The sequence below is a fragment of the Allobranchiibius huperziae genome (assembly GCF_013410455.1).
Lineage (GTDB): Bacteria > Actinomycetota > Actinomycetes > Actinomycetales > Dermatophilaceae > Allobranchiibius > Allobranchiibius huperziae.
On sequence record NZ_JACCFW010000001.1, the window covers coordinates 2,750,110 to 2,765,409 of the forward strand.

The following is a 15,300-nucleotide window of genomic DNA, read 5'->3' on the forward strand; positions in this document are numbered from 1 at the left end:
TTGGCGGCGACTACGCGCTGACTCTTGCGCCCGCTCTACCGCTCCTGTGCTGCCACGGGATCGACGACCCCTCTGCGTATGGTATCAAGCGGTATCATGGTGGCATGGCCATGACCTTGAGGATGACCGACGAATTGACCGAAGCGCTACGACAGACCTCCGAACGGGAAGGTCTGTCGATGCAGGCCGTCGCCGTTCGAGCGATCGAGGAGTACACATCCCGTCACGCGCACCTGCGCGACCAGCTGCTGAGCACCCTCGTGGTGGAGGACCGCGCCGTGATCGCGAGGTTGGCGGACGCGTGAACGACGACGAGCCGACCGAGTTCCTGACCTTGGAGGACATCCTCGCCGTCGGCAAGGCGTATCTGGGCCGCCGTCCTCAGGTGCGCGATTACGGCATCCTCGAAGCCGCCGCGGGCCGTCCGCGGGCAGTGGTGTTCGGCGAGCCCGTCTACCCGGACATCCACTTCAAGGCCGGGGCGTTGCTGCACTCGCTGGTGAAGGGCCACGCCCTGGTGGACGGCAACAAGCGACTTGGGCTCGGCGCGCTTAGGTTGTTCTACGCCCTCAACGGCTTCACGGTCATCGCTGATGACGACCAAAAGTTCGAACTCGTAATGGACGTGGCCGAAGGGCGCCTTGTGGCAGTGGAGGACATCGCGGCCCGCCTGGAGAAATTCGCTCGTCACAGTTGAGAGCGGGACCTCAACCCGTCACGGTTGCTGCCGCTGGCGCGATCGGTTCGGGCCGGGTCGACGTCGCCGATCGCCGGGAGCTGGCGATGGGGTCTTGGTCGCCCGTACCTACCCGCGCGTAGCCCACGACCTGTCCCGACATGTCATACCTTCGGGCAGAATTGTCACAAGGCCCAGGATCGGACCCTAGATGCTTGCGTCGCGGACCAGCCCAGGATGGACGTCTAGGGCATACCCCAGGTGCACACCTCATTCGGATGCTGGCGGCCACTACGCCGGCGGTGGCACATCCTCCCTCGGACGCCGGCGGTCTGTGTACAGCGGCAGCTGGTTCAGCCCGAGACAGCGGACGCGATGGGGCTGACACGAAAAAGACGCTAGGCGTTGCGGTGACTGATGAGCGCTCGCTCCTCGTCCGTCAGGTTCGCCTCGGCAAGAAACTGGGTAGCCACGTTGCTATCCTCGTAGGGGTAGTCGACCGCGAACAGCACTCGTTCTGCGCCGAATTTGGCAAGGCAGTACTTCAACGCGTCCTGGTCGAACATGCCACTCGTTGTGATCCAGAGGTTGTGCTGGAAGTACTCGCTGGGCTTGCGCTCGAGTCCGACCATATTCAGTGATTCGCGCGCCCAGGCGTAGGCCTTTGCATACATGTTGTCGGTTCGCCACAGCCAGAACGGGAGTCCCTCGCCGAGGTGGCCGAGGACCACGCGCAGGTTTGGGTGCCGGTCGAACGCGCCGCTCATGATCAGGCGCATCGCGTTGATACCGGCTTCGGCCTGGAAGCCCCACATCGCCTGCTGCAGTCCGTAGGAGTTGTAGGGCTCGAGCATCTGCGGACTAGGCATACGAGGGTGCAGGTAAAGCGTGCTGTCGGTTTCCTCCAAGGCGGCCAAGATCGGCTCATACTCCGGCTCGTCCAGGTAATGGCCGCCCGTGTGGCAACTGATGAGCACGCCACCGAACCCGAGCGTGCCGACGGCGCGACAAATCTCGTCGGCGGCAGCGTCGGGGTCCTGCGGTGCCACGGCCGCGAGTGCGCCGAACCGGGTCGGGTTCCCTGCCACGATCTTGGCGAGCGCGTCGTTCATCTCGCGCGCCAGTGAGGTCGCTGTTGCCGCATCGCTCCATAGCTGAGCACCTGGCGGGTTCAGGCTGAGCACCGATACGTCGACACCAGACTTGTCCATATCGTCGATTCGGGTCTGCAGGTTGGTCAGTCGACCGCTGATGTAGTCGTTATTGATGAAGCTGCGGCTGTACGCGCGTTCGGCGTCCTCGCCAGTAGGCGCTGGGGTGCTTGCCGTCTTCTCCCAGTAGTCGGTAGTCACGAAATGTTCCTCGACCGCGATGACGCGTGAGCTGGTTTGATCAGTCATTTCTCGTTCCGTCCTTGTTGTTGTTCTGTCGCCATCGACGTTACGAAGATGGGTCGACGGCAGGCTGCCCCCTGCCGTTCCTAGGGACGCCAGGGTCACCCTCGGATGAAGTCGGCATATGAGTGGCAGCAATCTGCTGGGCGAGATTGAACGGTGCTTCTACGAGACGTCTGTAGCCGGTCATCCCGGTGCAGATGTAGTGGAGCCGCTTGCTGCAATTTGGGTGCGGACCTGCTTTGCCGATGAGCCTCAAGCATCGTCGCGTCTTTGATGGCGGTCGTCCGGGCTGAGCGCAGCTAGCCCATCCAGCATCGGGTTGACCAGTCCAGCAAGCAGCGAGAAGTGTCCTTCGCCTGGCGCACGGGTTAGTGATGCATCTGTTAGCTGTTCGGCCACCCATCGGCCATGGCCGAAGGGGACGTTGCGGTCCTGGTCGCCGTGCCAGACCGAGACGGGGACTTTGACCTCATCGAGGTCAAACCCCCACGGCTTGGTGAAGGCGAGCTCGTCGTCGACCCACCCGTCTATGCCGCTGCTCAGTCCGTCCCGGTTGGCCGCGGCTAGGTCATCGGCAAACTGCCCGGCCAAAACAGCCGCGTCTGCGGGGGGCAGGTTTTGGGTGACGTCTTCAGCGTCGTCCTTGCTTTGCGGCTGAGTGAGTGCAGCCGCAGAACGCTCGACGATTGCACGAAGCTGGGCCTCGCTCTGTAGGGCCGCGTTCCACTCGGTGACCTCATCGCGGCTCATGCCGGAGAGGAAGTCGAGTCCTGCGCCGTCGTACGGCGCGATACCGGAGATCACCAGCGCCCCTATGACACCTGGCAAACGTGCTGCGCATGCGAGGGCATGCGGGCCGCCACCGGACCACCCGGCTACGAAGAATCGTTCGGCTCCGACAATCTGGAGTACTTCGGATGCGTCAGCAACGACGTCGACCACCGCACGTCCAGCGAGCCTGGTGGAGTCCGCGTAACCGGCCCGCGAGAGCGTGATGAGCTTAGATCCGCGTTCGTGCACCGCGTTCTCGAAGTTGCGAGTGGGCAACGTGCCACCTGTGCCGTGGTGATACAGCACCGGCACGCCATCCTCAGGTCCACTGACCCGCACCTCGAGAACTCGTCCGTCCTTGAGCGTCAGCATTGCCATGAGACTTCCTTTCTGTACGACTGCCGGAGTCCTTCGTGGAAGGCGGGGGCGAGTGTAGACGTGGTGTCGAAGGGCTCGGCGTTCAGGTTCAGTCGCCGTCTAGCGCGGACAAGCGGCGACTCTGGTAGAGGAAGAACAGAGTCAAATACACTGCGCCGAAGGCGATCCCGCCCGCCAATGCGATGTTGTGTGCAATCGCAAGCGGCTCCTGCAGGAGCAGCACGACCGTCGTTCCGCCCACGACCCCATCGACGAAGGCGACCATCGTGGCGAGGGTGCACACGCTCAGCAGTCGACTTCGACGAAGGCCCATTCCGCCCAGTGCGTCGTCGGTGGACGCAGCGGATACGGGCGGAAAGAATGTGGACGCCTCAGGGGCGAGGGTCGCGTAGTAGGAGCGGATTTGCGCCATCTCTGTGAGGTGAAGCAGGTTCTCTCCGCTGGTGTCCACGAGGCGAATCACGGTGAACAGTCCGAGCAAGAAGATTGTTGGAGCGATGACAGCCAGGGAGGGCAGGAGCAGCTCCGGGCGACTGGCCGCGAACCCGAGGGCGATCAGGGAGCTCGACAGCACACCCAAGAAGATCGAGGCGCGTCCCACGGCCTCGCTCACGGTGGTGCTCGCAGCCGACTGCAAGGCGAACTGTTGGGTCGTCAGTGCGGTCAGCAATGCCGACGCCTGCTCAGACGTCGGTGCATCACCTGATGCGACAGAGTCCTCAGAGAGCATGGCTGTCTCCGTTCTTGGGGCTGGCGTAGATGGGTGGTTGGTCTTTGGGCTGAACCGTGGGTGAGACGTCAGCCAGGACCTTGTTCACTGCGTCGACGTGCCCGGCGTGTGAAAGGGCCGCGAGATAGCCGTCGGGTCGGATCAGCGCGAGGGTTAGGTCGTTCGCGCCGTACGCCGCATGCAGCGAGCCGTGGGTATCGACGATCTGGTCGGGTTCACGTGCCTCGACGGCGACGCGCAGAGTTTGGATGTCGACGCCCGGGTGATGGTCGATCGGCGGCATGCCGCCGAAGGCCAGCAGGGTGAACCGTCCGCCCCGGGTGAGGTCGAAGAGGCGGTACTCGCCGTCCTGCGTCCTTAGTCCTGTGGCATCTGGTGCCCGGTCACCGGCGCGCAGGTCCGCGTTGTCATCGCGATCGTCGAGCGCCAATGTGGAGCCGCGGTAGTTCAGATCAAGTTGCAGGGTGCTGGCATCACGACGGGTGGCCATGCCTCCCTGCACCGTCTGTGCCAGTCGGGCGTTGGAGAGGCCGAGGACCAGCTCGGCGATGGGCCGCCGCTCGGCCTCGTAACTGTCGATCAGCGCGTTCGGAGCGCCCTGCACGACCGCCGCGAGCTTCCATCCGAGGTTGTGGGCGTCTTGGATGCCGGTGTTCATGCCCTGCCCCCCGGCGGGTGAATGCACGTGTGCGGCATCGCCTGCCAGGAGCACCCGGCCTCGCCGGTAGTGATCTACGAGGCGGATATTGGCGCGCCAGAGCGATGACCACGTTGGCTCGTGTAGGCGAAGGTCGGTGCGGCCGCTTCGCCGTTCCAGGATCGACTGCAGGTTGTCGAGACCCAGCTGTGGATCCTGTCCGGGGGCGATGCTCGATTGGTACTGGAACACGTCAGTCGACGGCAGCGGACACAGACTGAGGAAGCCGTCCGGGTGGCGCCACATCTGCCAGGCGTCCCGGTCGAGGCCATCGACGCCCACGTCGGCGACGATCATCCGCACGTCCTCGAGCGTCTCGCCCTCGAACGGGATCGCTGCCTGTCTGCGGACGGAGCTGCGCCCGCCGTCGCAGCCCACCAGCCACTGCGCCTCGATGGCCTCGACCCCCTCGCCGCTCTCGACCACCGCCGAGACACCGAGGTCGGACTGCGTGAAGCTGAGCAGCGGCGCGCCGAACTCCACTGCACCACCGAGCTCGGACAGTCGCAGGCGTAATGCCTCCTCGACGCGCCATTGCGGCGTCACCAAGCTCGTCGTATAGGGGATGTCCGGCCGGTTTTTCAACGATTCCGGCTCAGCGCCACCGAGGGTCACCCGACCGTCGGGGGCGGTGGAGCGGATCGGCATCGCTAGTTGCCCGTGGGCGAGGACCCGTCCGGCAATGCCGAGGTCCTCGAACACCTCCAGGGTGCGGGGCTGAATTCCTTTGCCGCGCGAGCCTTCCTGCGGACCAGGCACCGCCTCAAGCAGGCGGTGGGAGATGCCGCGCCCGGCGAGCTCTACGGCCAGAGTCAGACCGGTCGGGCCGGCCCCCACGATCAGTACCGCGCAGACAGTGGATGTCTGCGCCGTTGGTGTCGCGTGTGTTGTCTCACCCATTATTTCTCCTACGAGGCCGGTGACTTCTCGAGTGCGACTGGGATGTTCGCGAAGAGGTGCGTAGCGAGGAAGGCCAACGTGGGGATGATGGCGTCCTCCAGATAGCCCTCGGCGTGCCGTGCGCCCGGCAGAAGGAGGGTCTGTGCGGCCACGTTTGACCGGGCAAGTGCGCAGGCCATAACGGACACTTCCGTGGCGGGCACCAGCTCTTCGGTTGAGTTGACCAGGAACATTGGGCGGCAGCGACTGGTGATCCGATGTGACGCTGTGGCGGCAGAGACTTCGGCCGCGTCGGTGGAGCCGACCAGGTTCATCACCAGCCACTTGTAATAGGCGGCGTCGGCGCCGCTCTGATCGATCGACGCGCTGTTTGCGGTCGGGTCAACGTTGATCCGGTGAGCTGGGGTGGCTTGGTGGCGTTGCATGAATGCGTCGAGCACGATCAGGCCCGACCAGGAGACGACGGGCAGGCTGTGGCGGATCCCGATCTCGACCGCGAGGTTGCCTCCGGAGGATCCGCCGACGACGGCGATGCGATCGCGGTCGAAGACCACATCGGACTGTTTCAGTGCAGTCAGAGCACGGGAGACGTCGTCCACCTGTGTCGGGTAGAGGTTGGTCCGCGTCTGTGCGTCAGCGAGCCGGTAATTGGGAGTGGCGACCACGTAGCCGGCGCCGGCGAATACACGCGCCGCTACGCGCTCCTTGCTTTTGTCTCCTTGCCACCAGCCTCCGCCGTGAATCAGCAGGATCGCCGCCCCGTTGGCGGTGTCGGGTTGATGGACGTCGAAACGTTGACGTTCGTCCTTGCCGTAAGGGACGTCCAGGATCGTGTTCATGGCTCGAGCCGCCCCAGGGAGGCTGACGGCGCCGGCAGTGTTGTTTGGTGTGCGACCGGCGCTTCGGTCGGAGCCGGTGGCAGCGGCCAGCGGCGGAAGATCCCGACGTGGATGATGATGGCGGCGGCTGCGCTGTTCAGTGCGTAGGTGATCCAGCCCGTCGCTGCGCTTCCTGTAAATCCCAAACCCTGTGCCGCGGCGCTGAACACGGCGAGGCTAAGGACACCCAGCGCGACCATGAGCAGGACAGCGACAAAAATCGCGGAGCGTTGCTGCAGGTGCTTGGTTGGCCAGCCTTCAAACAGCATTCCTACGACCAAGCCGGCAGTGGTGAGTGCAGCGCCGAGTGCCCCGACGAACAGTTCGTCGCGGTAGCAGCCCGCGAGAATTGCATGCGTTAGCAGGCCAAGGACAACTGTGGCCACGTTTCCAAGTACCAGTCGTTGCGCGCGTGATTGCACCTTCGCCAGCGCAAGGCCCTGGAGCACGACCCAGCCGGCGACCTGAAAGACCGACACCCAGGACAAAACGGCAAGGAAGGTAACGGGCGCGACGAGTCCGGTGGCGACGAACAGTTGCTCCAGCGCTAAGCCCAGCACCCACGTGAGGGCCAGGGCGAGAGTGCCCCCGGTCAGGCGACCACGAGAGCGCAGTGGCCACCCTTCGGTGACCAAGGTGAACTGGAGGAAGACAGTGAAGATGGCTGCGCCCAGCGGCAGTAGAACGGGGAAAGGTGCGGCGTGCCGGGCGGTGCCCTGAGCGATGAACAGCGCACGGATGTCGAAGCGCTGCACGATTGTTTGTCCGAGCGCGGCCAGGGCGGTGCCCGCGACGGCAACGATTGCGATGTCAGCCCACCCCGACCATCGCGGCCGAAGTTGCGCGCCGGGCCAGTCCTCCCACCACAACGCGACCAAGGCGGTGACGGGTAGGGCGTAGAGCACGAGGACTCCAAAGACCCGAAGTGTGCTGTCCGCTCCGCCCCAGGCGAACAGGAAGACTACCGTCAGCAGCGCCACGATGGTGAGCCCAAAGAGTCCAGTTAGTGGCTGGGCGGCGTGCTCTGCTTTGAGGATTCGGCTGACGCCCTCGTTGTGATGTGCGGCGTGGCTGATCGGTGGACGCGTGGCCAAGGGGTGGCTTGGCCGGTAGTGCCGATTGGGCTGCTCTGGTCTGTTCGTCATTGGTCTATCTCCACGAGTCCTGCCGAAATGAGCGGGTGAATGTTGGGTGTTGGGTTTGACGGTGCGACCTGGGCGCTTTGGGTGGAAAATCCCGTGAGAGTCGCTGGTCGCGGGGTCCTCGTACCTGACCGGTGACGGCGTGCAGTGTCAGAATCAGGGCCACCGCGAGGAGAAAGCTCGTGGGCGACCAGGAGCGGCCACAAAGCAGCAGGAGCAGTAGCGCGGCGCAGAGCACGAGCCGAGTGTTGGTGAGCGAGTCGGCGCGAGGAACCCGCAACACCCAGCTCATCGTGTTCATGGACAGCAGGTACGCGGCCGCACCTAGGGCGATGGCTGTAGCGGCTGGCACGCCAATCGCTTCATCGGCGCGACTGAGTCCGAGCTGGATCCCGGCGGCGGTGGCGGTAATGCCCACGATCAAGGGGAAGTGCAGGTACGCGCACACAGTTGCGGCCGACTGGCCGCTGCGGGTGCCTTCGAGGGTGTTGTAGCGGCGTTGCCAGGAGCCGCGTTCGAAGAAACCCCACCACAGGGCGACGGCCGTGACGCCCGCCTCCGCCACGAGCACGCGACGATGCCAGGTGGTGAGCTCGTGATCCGATGCCAGGGTGAGGGTGTCAACGATCTGTTCACCGATCACGATGATGACGAACGCGGCGCAGCGCTCGGCCAAGTGACTTCGATCGACGGGCAGGAGGCGGCCCCACAGGCTCGCCAACCGTGGCATGAGTACATCGACCACCATCGCTACGCCCCAGATGAACGGTCGGAGGCTCGACGGCAGCAAGGTTGATGCCAGCCACACGGTTCCGATGGCGGAGAAACCCGTGGCGTAGAAGCGAGCCAATCGGCCGCCGTCGCGTGCCGTGGCTCGAATATGAAGATAGTAGGCCGCGACCATGAAACGGACCGTCGCGTATCCGAGGGCGAAGGGGACTTCGCCAGTGCCGGGTACCACGGGGATCGCTAGTCCCATCACGCCGGTTGCTCCGGCCGCAGCGATGACCAACCCTTGCGCGATGGTGTCGTCAGCGGGGAATCGGTCAGCGGCAAAGGTGATCCCCACCCATGCCCACCACACCGGGACAAAAAGGAGGACAGCCGTGATCGCGGTCCGCCCTGACGCGTCTTCTCGGTACGTTTTGGCGATTTCGGCGACGCAGAAGACGAAGATGAGGTCGAAGAGCAGCTCTAGGCCGGTGAAGCGTTCGCCGTGACCTGGAGAGTTCCTGTTCCGGGCAATGACGGGTTTGCTCACCATGGAGTGCTCCTGCGTGGGGCATTGAAACGAAGCCAACGTGAGATTGAGTGCGAGACGCAGCCACCCGTGCCATAGATTCACGCGGGCGGCTGCGTCGTCATCCCCGCCACGGGGTGGACGGCGGCCACAGGGGTGGGTGTTCAGCTACCCGATGCCGACCTGCGTGTTAAAGGTCTCGGTGTCATAGAACAGCCACTCCTCATCCATCGTGCCGTTCTTGTTCCAGACGCCGACGGTGGCCATGTTGTACGCCCACGCCTTGTTCGTCGGAGCGATCTGCCCGCCCTTGCCGTCCGCCATCGGCCTGGTGAAGGTGCCGGCCATGACCCCGGTGACACAGGTCAGATTCCCCTTCGCCACCCGCAGCAGGTGGTGATGGATGTGCGTGTCGGGCGAAGAGACGAAGATCTCCTGCATGTCCTTGAGGTGCTGGTCCAGACCGTCGGCGTAGTGCCCATCAGGGAAGTGCACCCGGATGTTCTGGGCGTGGCTTTCCCCGAACCGGGCCCAGTTCGCCGTGCTGAAGACCTCGAAGTCGAGTTCATCGAATGTCTTGAGGTGCTGGAGTTCCTCGGCGCTGAGCCCTGCTGGGAACGGCGGGTCGGGAAGGTCGGTTGATGCGGGGTCGGGCAGCAGGTCTGGAGTGACCGGACCTCGGTCTGTCTTGCTTGCGCGCCCGACCGTCGTCATGGACAAGCTGGTGCCGGCCATGACTGCCGAGATCGCAGCGACTCCCAGAACCGTCGCAGCCGGAGCTAGCGTCCGCGGATTGACCAGCCTTCCGTGGGTGCCTTTCGGCGAGCCGGGGCCGTGCTCTAGATGACGTGCCATCGTTCCTCCAACGGGTTGGGATCAGCTCCTCGCTGATCGATTACTGAACGTGGACCCGCGGTGTGTCCGGACGGTCACGTCTCGCGAAGCCATACCGACCGTAGGAAGTCGAAGTGACTGTTGAGTGCGCTGTTCCACGCACCTGCGGCGCACCAGCTGTGAGGCCGACACCGTTCCTGCGGACACCGTCAATGCGGCGCTGTACCAGGGTTCGCTCCGGATCTGGTTGGTGGGGGCGGTGTCGCCGAGGAGTTCAACTGGAGAACTCCAGGACGGTCACCACGTCGTCCAACGACGTGAGCTGGACTAGTTCGGCGTGATGGAACGCGACCAGCTCGGGCATCGAGCTTTGGCTGGTGACGATCACGTCGCTTCGTCCCGGGCCGGGTAGCAGGGGCTTGATCTGCGCGAAGTCACGTGCGTCGTCGAGCAGGATCAAGACCTGCAGAGCCGACAGAACGCTGCGCAGTAGCCCCGACCGTGCGCCGATGCTCTGCGGCATGGCGTGGGAAGGAATATGCAGGCCGACGAGCATGTCCTCAAGAGCGTCGAGCACGTCGGTTGGTGTGCAGGTCGGGTCGTGCCCGTGCAAGTCGACGTAAAGCTGGCCATCGGGATATTGCCCAACGATCTGGGTCGCGTGCCGGACTGCCACGCCTGTCTTGCCAACCCCAGCGGCTCCGGTCAGGTGCAGGACACGTCGCTGCGTCGCTGACTCTGCCAGCGCAGCAAGCAGCCGGCGGCGTCCCCCGAAACCAGGTAATGGCATCGGCAGCTGGGCTGGCCGGGGCAGGGCTGTCTCCTTAGGTTGTGCCTCGGTGTCGACCGGCCGTGAGGAGTTGTGACGAAGCGCGTCCGCCAGTGCGCGCTTCAGCTGCGGCCCCGGTTCGCATCCCAGTTCCGTTGTGAGCCTGCGGCGAACCGTCCTGTAGAGGTGCACCGCCTCCGCGCCACGCCCTGTGTAGGCCAGCGCATCCATCAAGCTTGCCGCCAGCGCTTCATTGAACGGGTGATGTTCAGCTGCCGAGCGAAGGGCCGGAAGGATTGCTGCGTAGTCGGTCGCCCGCCGACACTGGCCCGCAGCCGTGAGGATCGCGCTGACCCTTTCGTCCTCGATCGACGCGAACTCCGGCATGTCGTGCATGCCCTCGGCTCCAGCCGGCGATGAGGCGACCGCAAGAGCCTGCAGCGACTGCTGCAAGGCCGCGGCGTGCTCGCCGGTGTCACCGAGCTCTCGCGCCCGAGCAGCCACCTGGCGAAATTCTGTGACATCGCAGGCATCCGGATCGACCGCCATTCGGTAACCGCGGCCGATACCGGTGATGAACCGACCGGAGTGTCGGCGACCGAGCCCGGGCTGGCAGGCGCGACGTAGTGCGCCGACGTGGCGATGAATCTGGTTGACAGCTGTGGGTGCGGGTTCGCCGTTCCACAGGGCATCCACGATCGAATCCACGGTCAGTGTCTCGCCAACGTTCGCGAGAAGTAACGCGAGCAGGCCGCGTTGCTTGGGTTGAGTCACCGCGATCTCAACCCCGTCACGGACGATGCGGACCCCGCCGAACAGGAAGAACCGCACATTTTCCGGTGATCTCGTCATGACGGGTCACCGGCCTACGAAGACCGTGCCCAGCACGATCAGATCGAAGACGGCAGGGCGCCGACCGCATGCTGGAGCGGCGTCTCTGAGGCTTAGGTGTCGAACCATCAGATCTTCTCCTTTGACATCTACTGTTCAGTCAGTTACTGATTGAGCAGTAACTGACTAGTCAGCAAGTGTGCATCCAACGGTTGCTACTTCGCAAGAGATCGAAGTCACGCTGATCGCGTGTGGGTGCAGCACCGGAGGCGCGGGCGGATGACGCGGCGACTCAGTCACGCCAGGAGGGTGCGCAGCCAGGACGGCCGAGGATGGGCCAGGGATGAGACAGGCGGTTCTAAACGCCGTCGCACATCGGCCTGGGCCCTTCCGATCGGACGCATTCAGAAGTCACTTCGACTTCTTATCGTCTGAAGTGAATCCGGGCACCGGACTCATCCCGTGCCCTTGCGGCGCCGTCCTTAAGACCGCCGTAGATCACTACAGACGCAGGAGAGATGCCATGACCGTGCGAGTTGCCGTCGTCTACTACAGCGCTACCGGCAGTGTCCATCGCCTGGCGGAGGGCGTCGCCGACGGCGCCCGCACCGCGGGAGCCGACGTGCGGCTACGTCGCACTCCCGAATTGGCCCCGGACACCGCGATCGCCGCCAACCCGGTATGGCAGGCTCACGTCGACGCGACGAAGGACAGCGTTGAGACGGCCACGCTTGCCGATCTCGAGTGGTGCAATGCGTTAGCACTGGGCACCCCGACACGCTTCGGGACCCCCGCGGCGCAGCTCAAGCAGTTCATTGACTCCACCGGTGGCCTCTGGCAGGCCGGCGGATTCAATAACAAGCCCGCCACCAGCTTCACCTCATCCAGCAATCAGCACGGCGGGCAGGAGTCCACGATCCTGGCTTTGAACAACGTCTTCTACCACTGGGGATGCATCATCGTGTCCCCTGGCTACACCGACCCGCTGGTCTCAGCAGCCGGCGGGAACCCTTACGGCACCTCATGGCCCTCCGGCGACGGGGAGCTACCGGACGCGGCAACAGTGACCGCCGCCCACTACCAAGGCAAGCGTCTGGCCGCCATCGCTCAGCGCCTACAGGGCTGATGCCGCAGTGGTCGCGGCGCACCAGGTCGCCGCCGTTCAGCTGACGCGTTGAACCGCCCACCTCGGGGGGTAGGCGGTTCAACGCGTCGCACAAGCGCAGCTACAACCTGCCGTGGCTTCCTGTGAAACCTCTACATTGCGGACCCTAGACAGTAACTGACTAGTCAGTTACTGTCTGAGCATTGATCCTGCTTGATCGGCGGGTGAGGGGACACGTCGGAGCGGTCTATTCGACCGCACTGATCCGTATTCAGGAGGAGCATCGGATGGCATCAACACAGTCGCGTGACACTCGCATCGCTACCGATTCGGAGGCACTCATCGGTAGTGACGATGTGACCCTCGCTGGTTTGTTGATGGAAACCGCCAACGGCTTAGGACTGCGGATGGATGAGGGCCTGCGCCGCACCTCCGACCTGCCGGTCTCTACTTTCGAGGTACTTGTCCGTCTTCTTCGTTCACCCGGAGCCTGCATACGGTCAGGCGACCTGGTCCGTGAGCTCGCCATCACCACCGGCGGGGTGACGCGGCTGCTGGACCGATTGGAACAGCAGGGGCTGGTGGAGCGCAGTCGTGAGGGCACCGACCGCCGTGCGGTGTACGCCAAGCTCACGCCGGCCGGCCGGCGCACCGTCCTCCATGCGCTCCCTGGCCACATCGATGACCTTGTCAGCATGTTCTCCGCTCTGGCTCCGTTGCAACGGCAACAACTCGAAGCGGCCCTACGAGTCCTGCGGGACGTCGTCAACGAGCGAGACCCGGACGCGCGCCGCAGGAAGGCTCGCCACGCGGCTGAGCGGTCATCAGAGAAGGCGTCCTGACCGTGAGCCGATTGCTCGCGCTGGCTTGTGGCTCGTGGGGTAACGAGAACCGGTCATCCATGAAGTAGATACGAACATCGGGAGAATGAAGTGCCGCAGTTGATCAGATACCTCGCACGCGGGTATTTCACCCCACGCCATGGAAGGCGGTCGGTGCCGGCATTGATCGCCTGCGTGCTCGCGATTGCAGGCCCGGCGGCATTCGCGAACGCTTCTGACCAGATGACGGCCCGGGTGCTGGTCAACGGCCCAATCCTGACGGCTGCAGCTACCCAAGTGGGGTCGGTGCCAGCGGGGCAGCCGGTCACTGTGCAGGTGTGGCTCACGCCGCGCGTGTCTGCAGCCGAGCAATTCGCTGTGGCAGCGTCCACCCCGGGGACTGCAAGTTTTCACCAATACTTAAGTCCGAAGGCATACGTTGCCCGGTTTGGGCCCACCCCCTCGCAGGCGCAAAACGTCTCACGGTGGCTGACCGGTGGTGGTCTTACCGACGTCAAGGTCGCTCCCGGGCGCGACTATGTCTCCGGGGTAGGCCCGGCGCGGTCAGTCGGTCCCTTATTTGATGTGAGGTTGAACCGGTACCGGACGACGGACACATCGACGCTGTTCCAGGCCGCTGACCGCCCAGCATCGGTACCGGCTTCCATCGCGCCCGATGTGACGGGTGTGACTGGTCTCGACGACAGGCGGACGGCAGGTGCGGATGCAACGACGATGCGCGCGGCGAGTCCGGTCTGCTCGCACTACTGGGCGCAGCACGTGCACGCGATTGTGCCGGCGTTCCATGGCTTGAAGAAGGGCGTCCTGCCGATCTGCGGTTACTCCGCACGGCAGTTGCGTAGCGCGTACGGTGCCACCTCGGCGGCAACGGGGACCGGCGTGACGATCGCGCTCACCGAAGATGAGGCGCCTACCGCGATGGCGTCCACCCTGCGCATCTACGCCGCACGCAATCACCTGCCTGCCCCGAAGGCCGGCCAATACCGTCAGATCTCGGCTGGCCGAAGTTCGTGTGCCACGAGCATCTCCGCCTCCCGACCACTCCCACAGGCGCAGTACGAGGACGAGGCTGAGATGGACTCCGAGGCTTCCTACGCGATGGCGCCGGACGCAAAGCAGCTCATGGTCATCGGCACCGGATGCGACGAGGACTCGGCCCTACTCAACGCCGATCTGGCCGTACTGGACGGAGACGGCAGACATCCGAGCGCAACGATCGTGTCCAACTCCTGGCAGATCCCACAGGGCGAGGTCTCAGCTTCCACGCTGCACGCCATCGACGTGCGCGCAGCCGCAGAGGGTGTGGGGATGTACTTCGCCTCCGGCGACGCCGCGGGTCTGACCGCCACGGCGTCCGACCCGTTCGTGACCGCGGTGGGCGGCACCACACTCGGAATCGGCGCGGGCGGCACCAAGGTGTTTCAGACGGGCTGGTCACTCGACACCGCCGAGGCCGACCACGGCCAATGGGATGACCTGCAAGGCGGCAGCGCAGCCGGTGGTGGAACCAGCGACACGTACCCACAGCCGCGATACCAGCGGAACGTTGTGCCCGCGTCCATATCTCATATACGAGTAGGCACGAAGACTGTTGTCGGCCGGGCAGTTCCTGACCTCGCCGCCGACGGCGACCTCACGAGCGGCATGCTGACTGGCTACACCTTCAGCGGCAAATACGTCACCGCCGTCAACGCCGGCACGAGCTTGGCCACCCCCCTGATCGCCGGCCTGCTTGCCGACGCCCAACAGGGCCAAACCACTAGCTTCGGCCTGATCAACCCGCTGATCTACCGCCTCTACCGGACAGCGGCGCTGCTCGACGTCCTACCAGTCGATAAGCACACCCCTCAGCAGAACCGGATCGCGTACACACCCCCAGACAGCGACGATGCTGCCGAACTCAACCTCTTCGACTACCAGTCCCCGAGAGCAACGAGCCAGGTAACCACCCGCGGCTACGACACCATGACCGGCCTCGGCACCCCGAATGGGCCCAGATTCATCAGCGCCCTACGCAGCGAGTCAGCAGGCGGGTGCCATCACGTTCGGTAGCCGGCGCTCCGCTGCCCGGCCATCGCGCTGGTCAGCATGACCTACCCGCGGCGTGGTC

General features: G+C 64.6%; 14 protein-coding genes. 5 read left to right on the plus strand and 9 right to left on the minus strand.

The genetic code is table 11. The features are described from left to right. The first annotated feature begins 104 nt into the window (after positions 1–104). Together HNR15_RS12865 and HNR15_RS12870 are read left to right on the plus strand one after the other, a co-directional pair. Positions 105–305, plus strand: a complete 201-nt coding sequence (locus HNR15_RS12865) for a CopG family transcriptional regulator (RefSeq protein ID WP_179482387.1) — start codon at positions 105–107, stop codon at positions 303–305. Then, positions 302–697: a type II toxin-antitoxin system death-on-curing family toxin gene (locus HNR15_RS12870; protein ID WP_179482389.1), complete on the plus strand. Its 396-nt coding sequence runs from the start codon at positions 302–304 to the stop codon at positions 695–697. Before HNR15_RS12865 ends, HNR15_RS12870 begins: the two co-directional genes overlap by 4 nt. Before the next feature lie 377 nt (positions 698–1,074). Here HNR15_RS12870 and HNR15_RS12875 read toward each other — a convergent pair whose 3' ends face one another. The 9 genes from HNR15_RS12875 to HNR15_RS12915 all read right to left on the minus strand — a co-directional run bounded on the left by HNR15_RS12875 (position 1,075) and on the right by HNR15_RS12915 (position 11,264). Then, positions 1,075–2,076, minus strand: coding sequence for an amidohydrolase family protein (locus HNR15_RS12875; RefSeq protein ID WP_179482391.1), 1,002 nt, complete (start codon positions 2,074–2,076; stop codon positions 1,075–1,077). Between the two features lie 249 nt (positions 2,077–2,325). Next, positions 2,326–3,222, minus strand: coding sequence for an alpha/beta fold hydrolase (locus tag HNR15_RS12880; protein ID WP_179482393.1), 897 nt, complete (start codon positions 3,220–3,222; stop codon positions 2,326–2,328). A gap of 88 nt (positions 3,223–3,310) precedes the next feature. Then, a complete protein-coding gene (locus HNR15_RS12885) occupies positions 3,311–3,952 on the minus strand; it encodes a hypothetical protein (RefSeq protein WP_179482395.1) in 642 nt (213 codons plus the stop codon). Next, on the minus strand, positions 3,942–5,549 hold the full coding sequence (locus HNR15_RS12890; protein ID WP_179482397.1) for an FAD-dependent oxidoreductase: 1,608 nt from the start codon (positions 5,547–5,549) through the stop codon (positions 3,942–3,944). Before HNR15_RS12890 ends, HNR15_RS12885 begins: the two co-directional genes overlap by 11 nt. An 8-nt stretch (positions 5,550–5,557) precedes the next feature. Next, entirely contained in the window at positions 5,558–6,388 is an 831-nt protein-coding gene (locus HNR15_RS12895; protein WP_179482399.1) for an alpha/beta fold hydrolase, read from the minus strand. Continuing rightward, entirely contained in the window at positions 6,385–7,407 is a 1,023-nt protein-coding gene (locus HNR15_RS12900; protein WP_179482401.1) for a hypothetical protein, read from the minus strand. Before HNR15_RS12900 ends, HNR15_RS12895 begins: the two co-directional genes overlap by 4 nt. 169 nt (positions 7,408–7,576) lie before the next feature. Then, complete coding sequence (locus tag HNR15_RS12905) at positions 7,577–8,833, minus strand: low temperature requirement protein A (RefSeq protein WP_179482403.1); 1,257 nt, start codon at positions 8,831–8,833, stop codon at positions 7,577–7,579. A 144-nt stretch (positions 8,834–8,977) separates the two neighbouring features. Beyond that, positions 8,978–9,544, minus strand: coding sequence for an ester cyclase (locus HNR15_RS12910; protein ID WP_179482405.1), 567 nt, complete (start codon positions 9,542–9,544; stop codon positions 8,978–8,980). A 373-nt stretch (positions 9,545–9,917) separates the two neighbouring features. Continuing rightward, positions 9,918–11,264, minus strand: coding sequence for an AfsR/SARP family transcriptional regulator (locus tag HNR15_RS12915; protein WP_179482407.1), 1,347 nt, complete (start codon positions 11,262–11,264; stop codon positions 9,918–9,920). A gap of 502 nt (positions 11,265–11,766) precedes the next feature. On the opposite strand from HNR15_RS12915, the gene wrbA reads away from it, so the two are divergent. The 3 genes from wrbA to HNR15_RS12930 all read left to right on the plus strand — a co-directional run bounded on the left by wrbA (position 11,767) and on the right by HNR15_RS12930 (position 15,242). Then, the gene (gene wrbA / locus HNR15_RS12920; RefSeq protein WP_179482409.1) at positions 11,767–12,369 is read left to right on the plus strand and encodes an NAD(P)H:quinone oxidoreductase; all 603 of its coding nucleotides are present in this window, start codon (positions 11,767–11,769) and stop codon (positions 12,367–12,369) included. Between the two features lie 182 nt (positions 12,370–12,551). Further along, a complete protein-coding gene (locus tag HNR15_RS12925; RefSeq protein WP_179482411.1) occupies positions 12,552–13,190 on the plus strand; it encodes a MarR family winged helix-turn-helix transcriptional regulator in 639 nt (212 codons plus the stop codon). A 153-nt stretch (positions 13,191–13,343) separates the two neighbouring features. Continuing rightward, a complete protein-coding gene (locus tag HNR15_RS12930; RefSeq protein WP_218883711.1) occupies positions 13,344–15,242 on the plus strand; it encodes a protease pro-enzyme activation domain-containing protein in 1,899 nt (632 codons plus the stop codon). Positions 15,243–15,300 lie beyond the last annotated feature (58 nt).

Coding starts and splice junctions, on each gene's coding strand:
- HNR15_RS12865 (WP_179482387.1), top strand. CDS start 105: ATGGCCATGACCTTGAGGATGACCGACGAATTGACCGAAGCGCTACGA.
- HNR15_RS12875 (WP_179482391.1), bottom strand. CDS start 2,076: ATGACTGATCAAACCAGCTCACGCGTCATCGCGGTCGAGGAACATTTC.
- HNR15_RS12880 (WP_179482393.1), bottom strand. CDS start 3,222: ATGGCAATGCTGACGCTCAAGGACGGACGAGTTCTCGAGGTGCGGGTC.
- HNR15_RS12885 (WP_179482395.1), bottom strand. CDS start 3,952: ATGCTCTCTGAGGACTCTGTCGCATCAGGTGATGCACCGACGTCTGAG.
- HNR15_RS12890 (WP_179482397.1), bottom strand. CDS start 5,549: ATGGGTGAGACAACACACGCGACACCAACGGCGCAGACATCCACTGTC.
- HNR15_RS12895 (WP_179482399.1), bottom strand. CDS start 6,388: ATGAACACGATCCTGGACGTCCCTTACGGCAAGGACGAACGTCAACGT.
- HNR15_RS12905 (WP_179482403.1), bottom strand. CDS start 8,833: ATGGTGAGCAAACCCGTCATTGCCCGGAACAGGAACTCTCCAGGTCAC.
- HNR15_RS12910 (WP_179482405.1), bottom strand. CDS start 9,544: ATGGCCGGCACCAGCTTGTCCATGACGACGGTCGGGCGCGCAAGCAAG.
- HNR15_RS12915 (WP_179482407.1), bottom strand. CDS start 11,264: ATGACGAGATCACCGGAAAATGTGCGGTTCTTCCTGTTCGGCGGGGTC.
- wrbA (WP_179482409.1), top strand. CDS start 11,767: ATGACCGTGCGAGTTGCCGTCGTCTACTACAGCGCTACCGGCAGTGTC.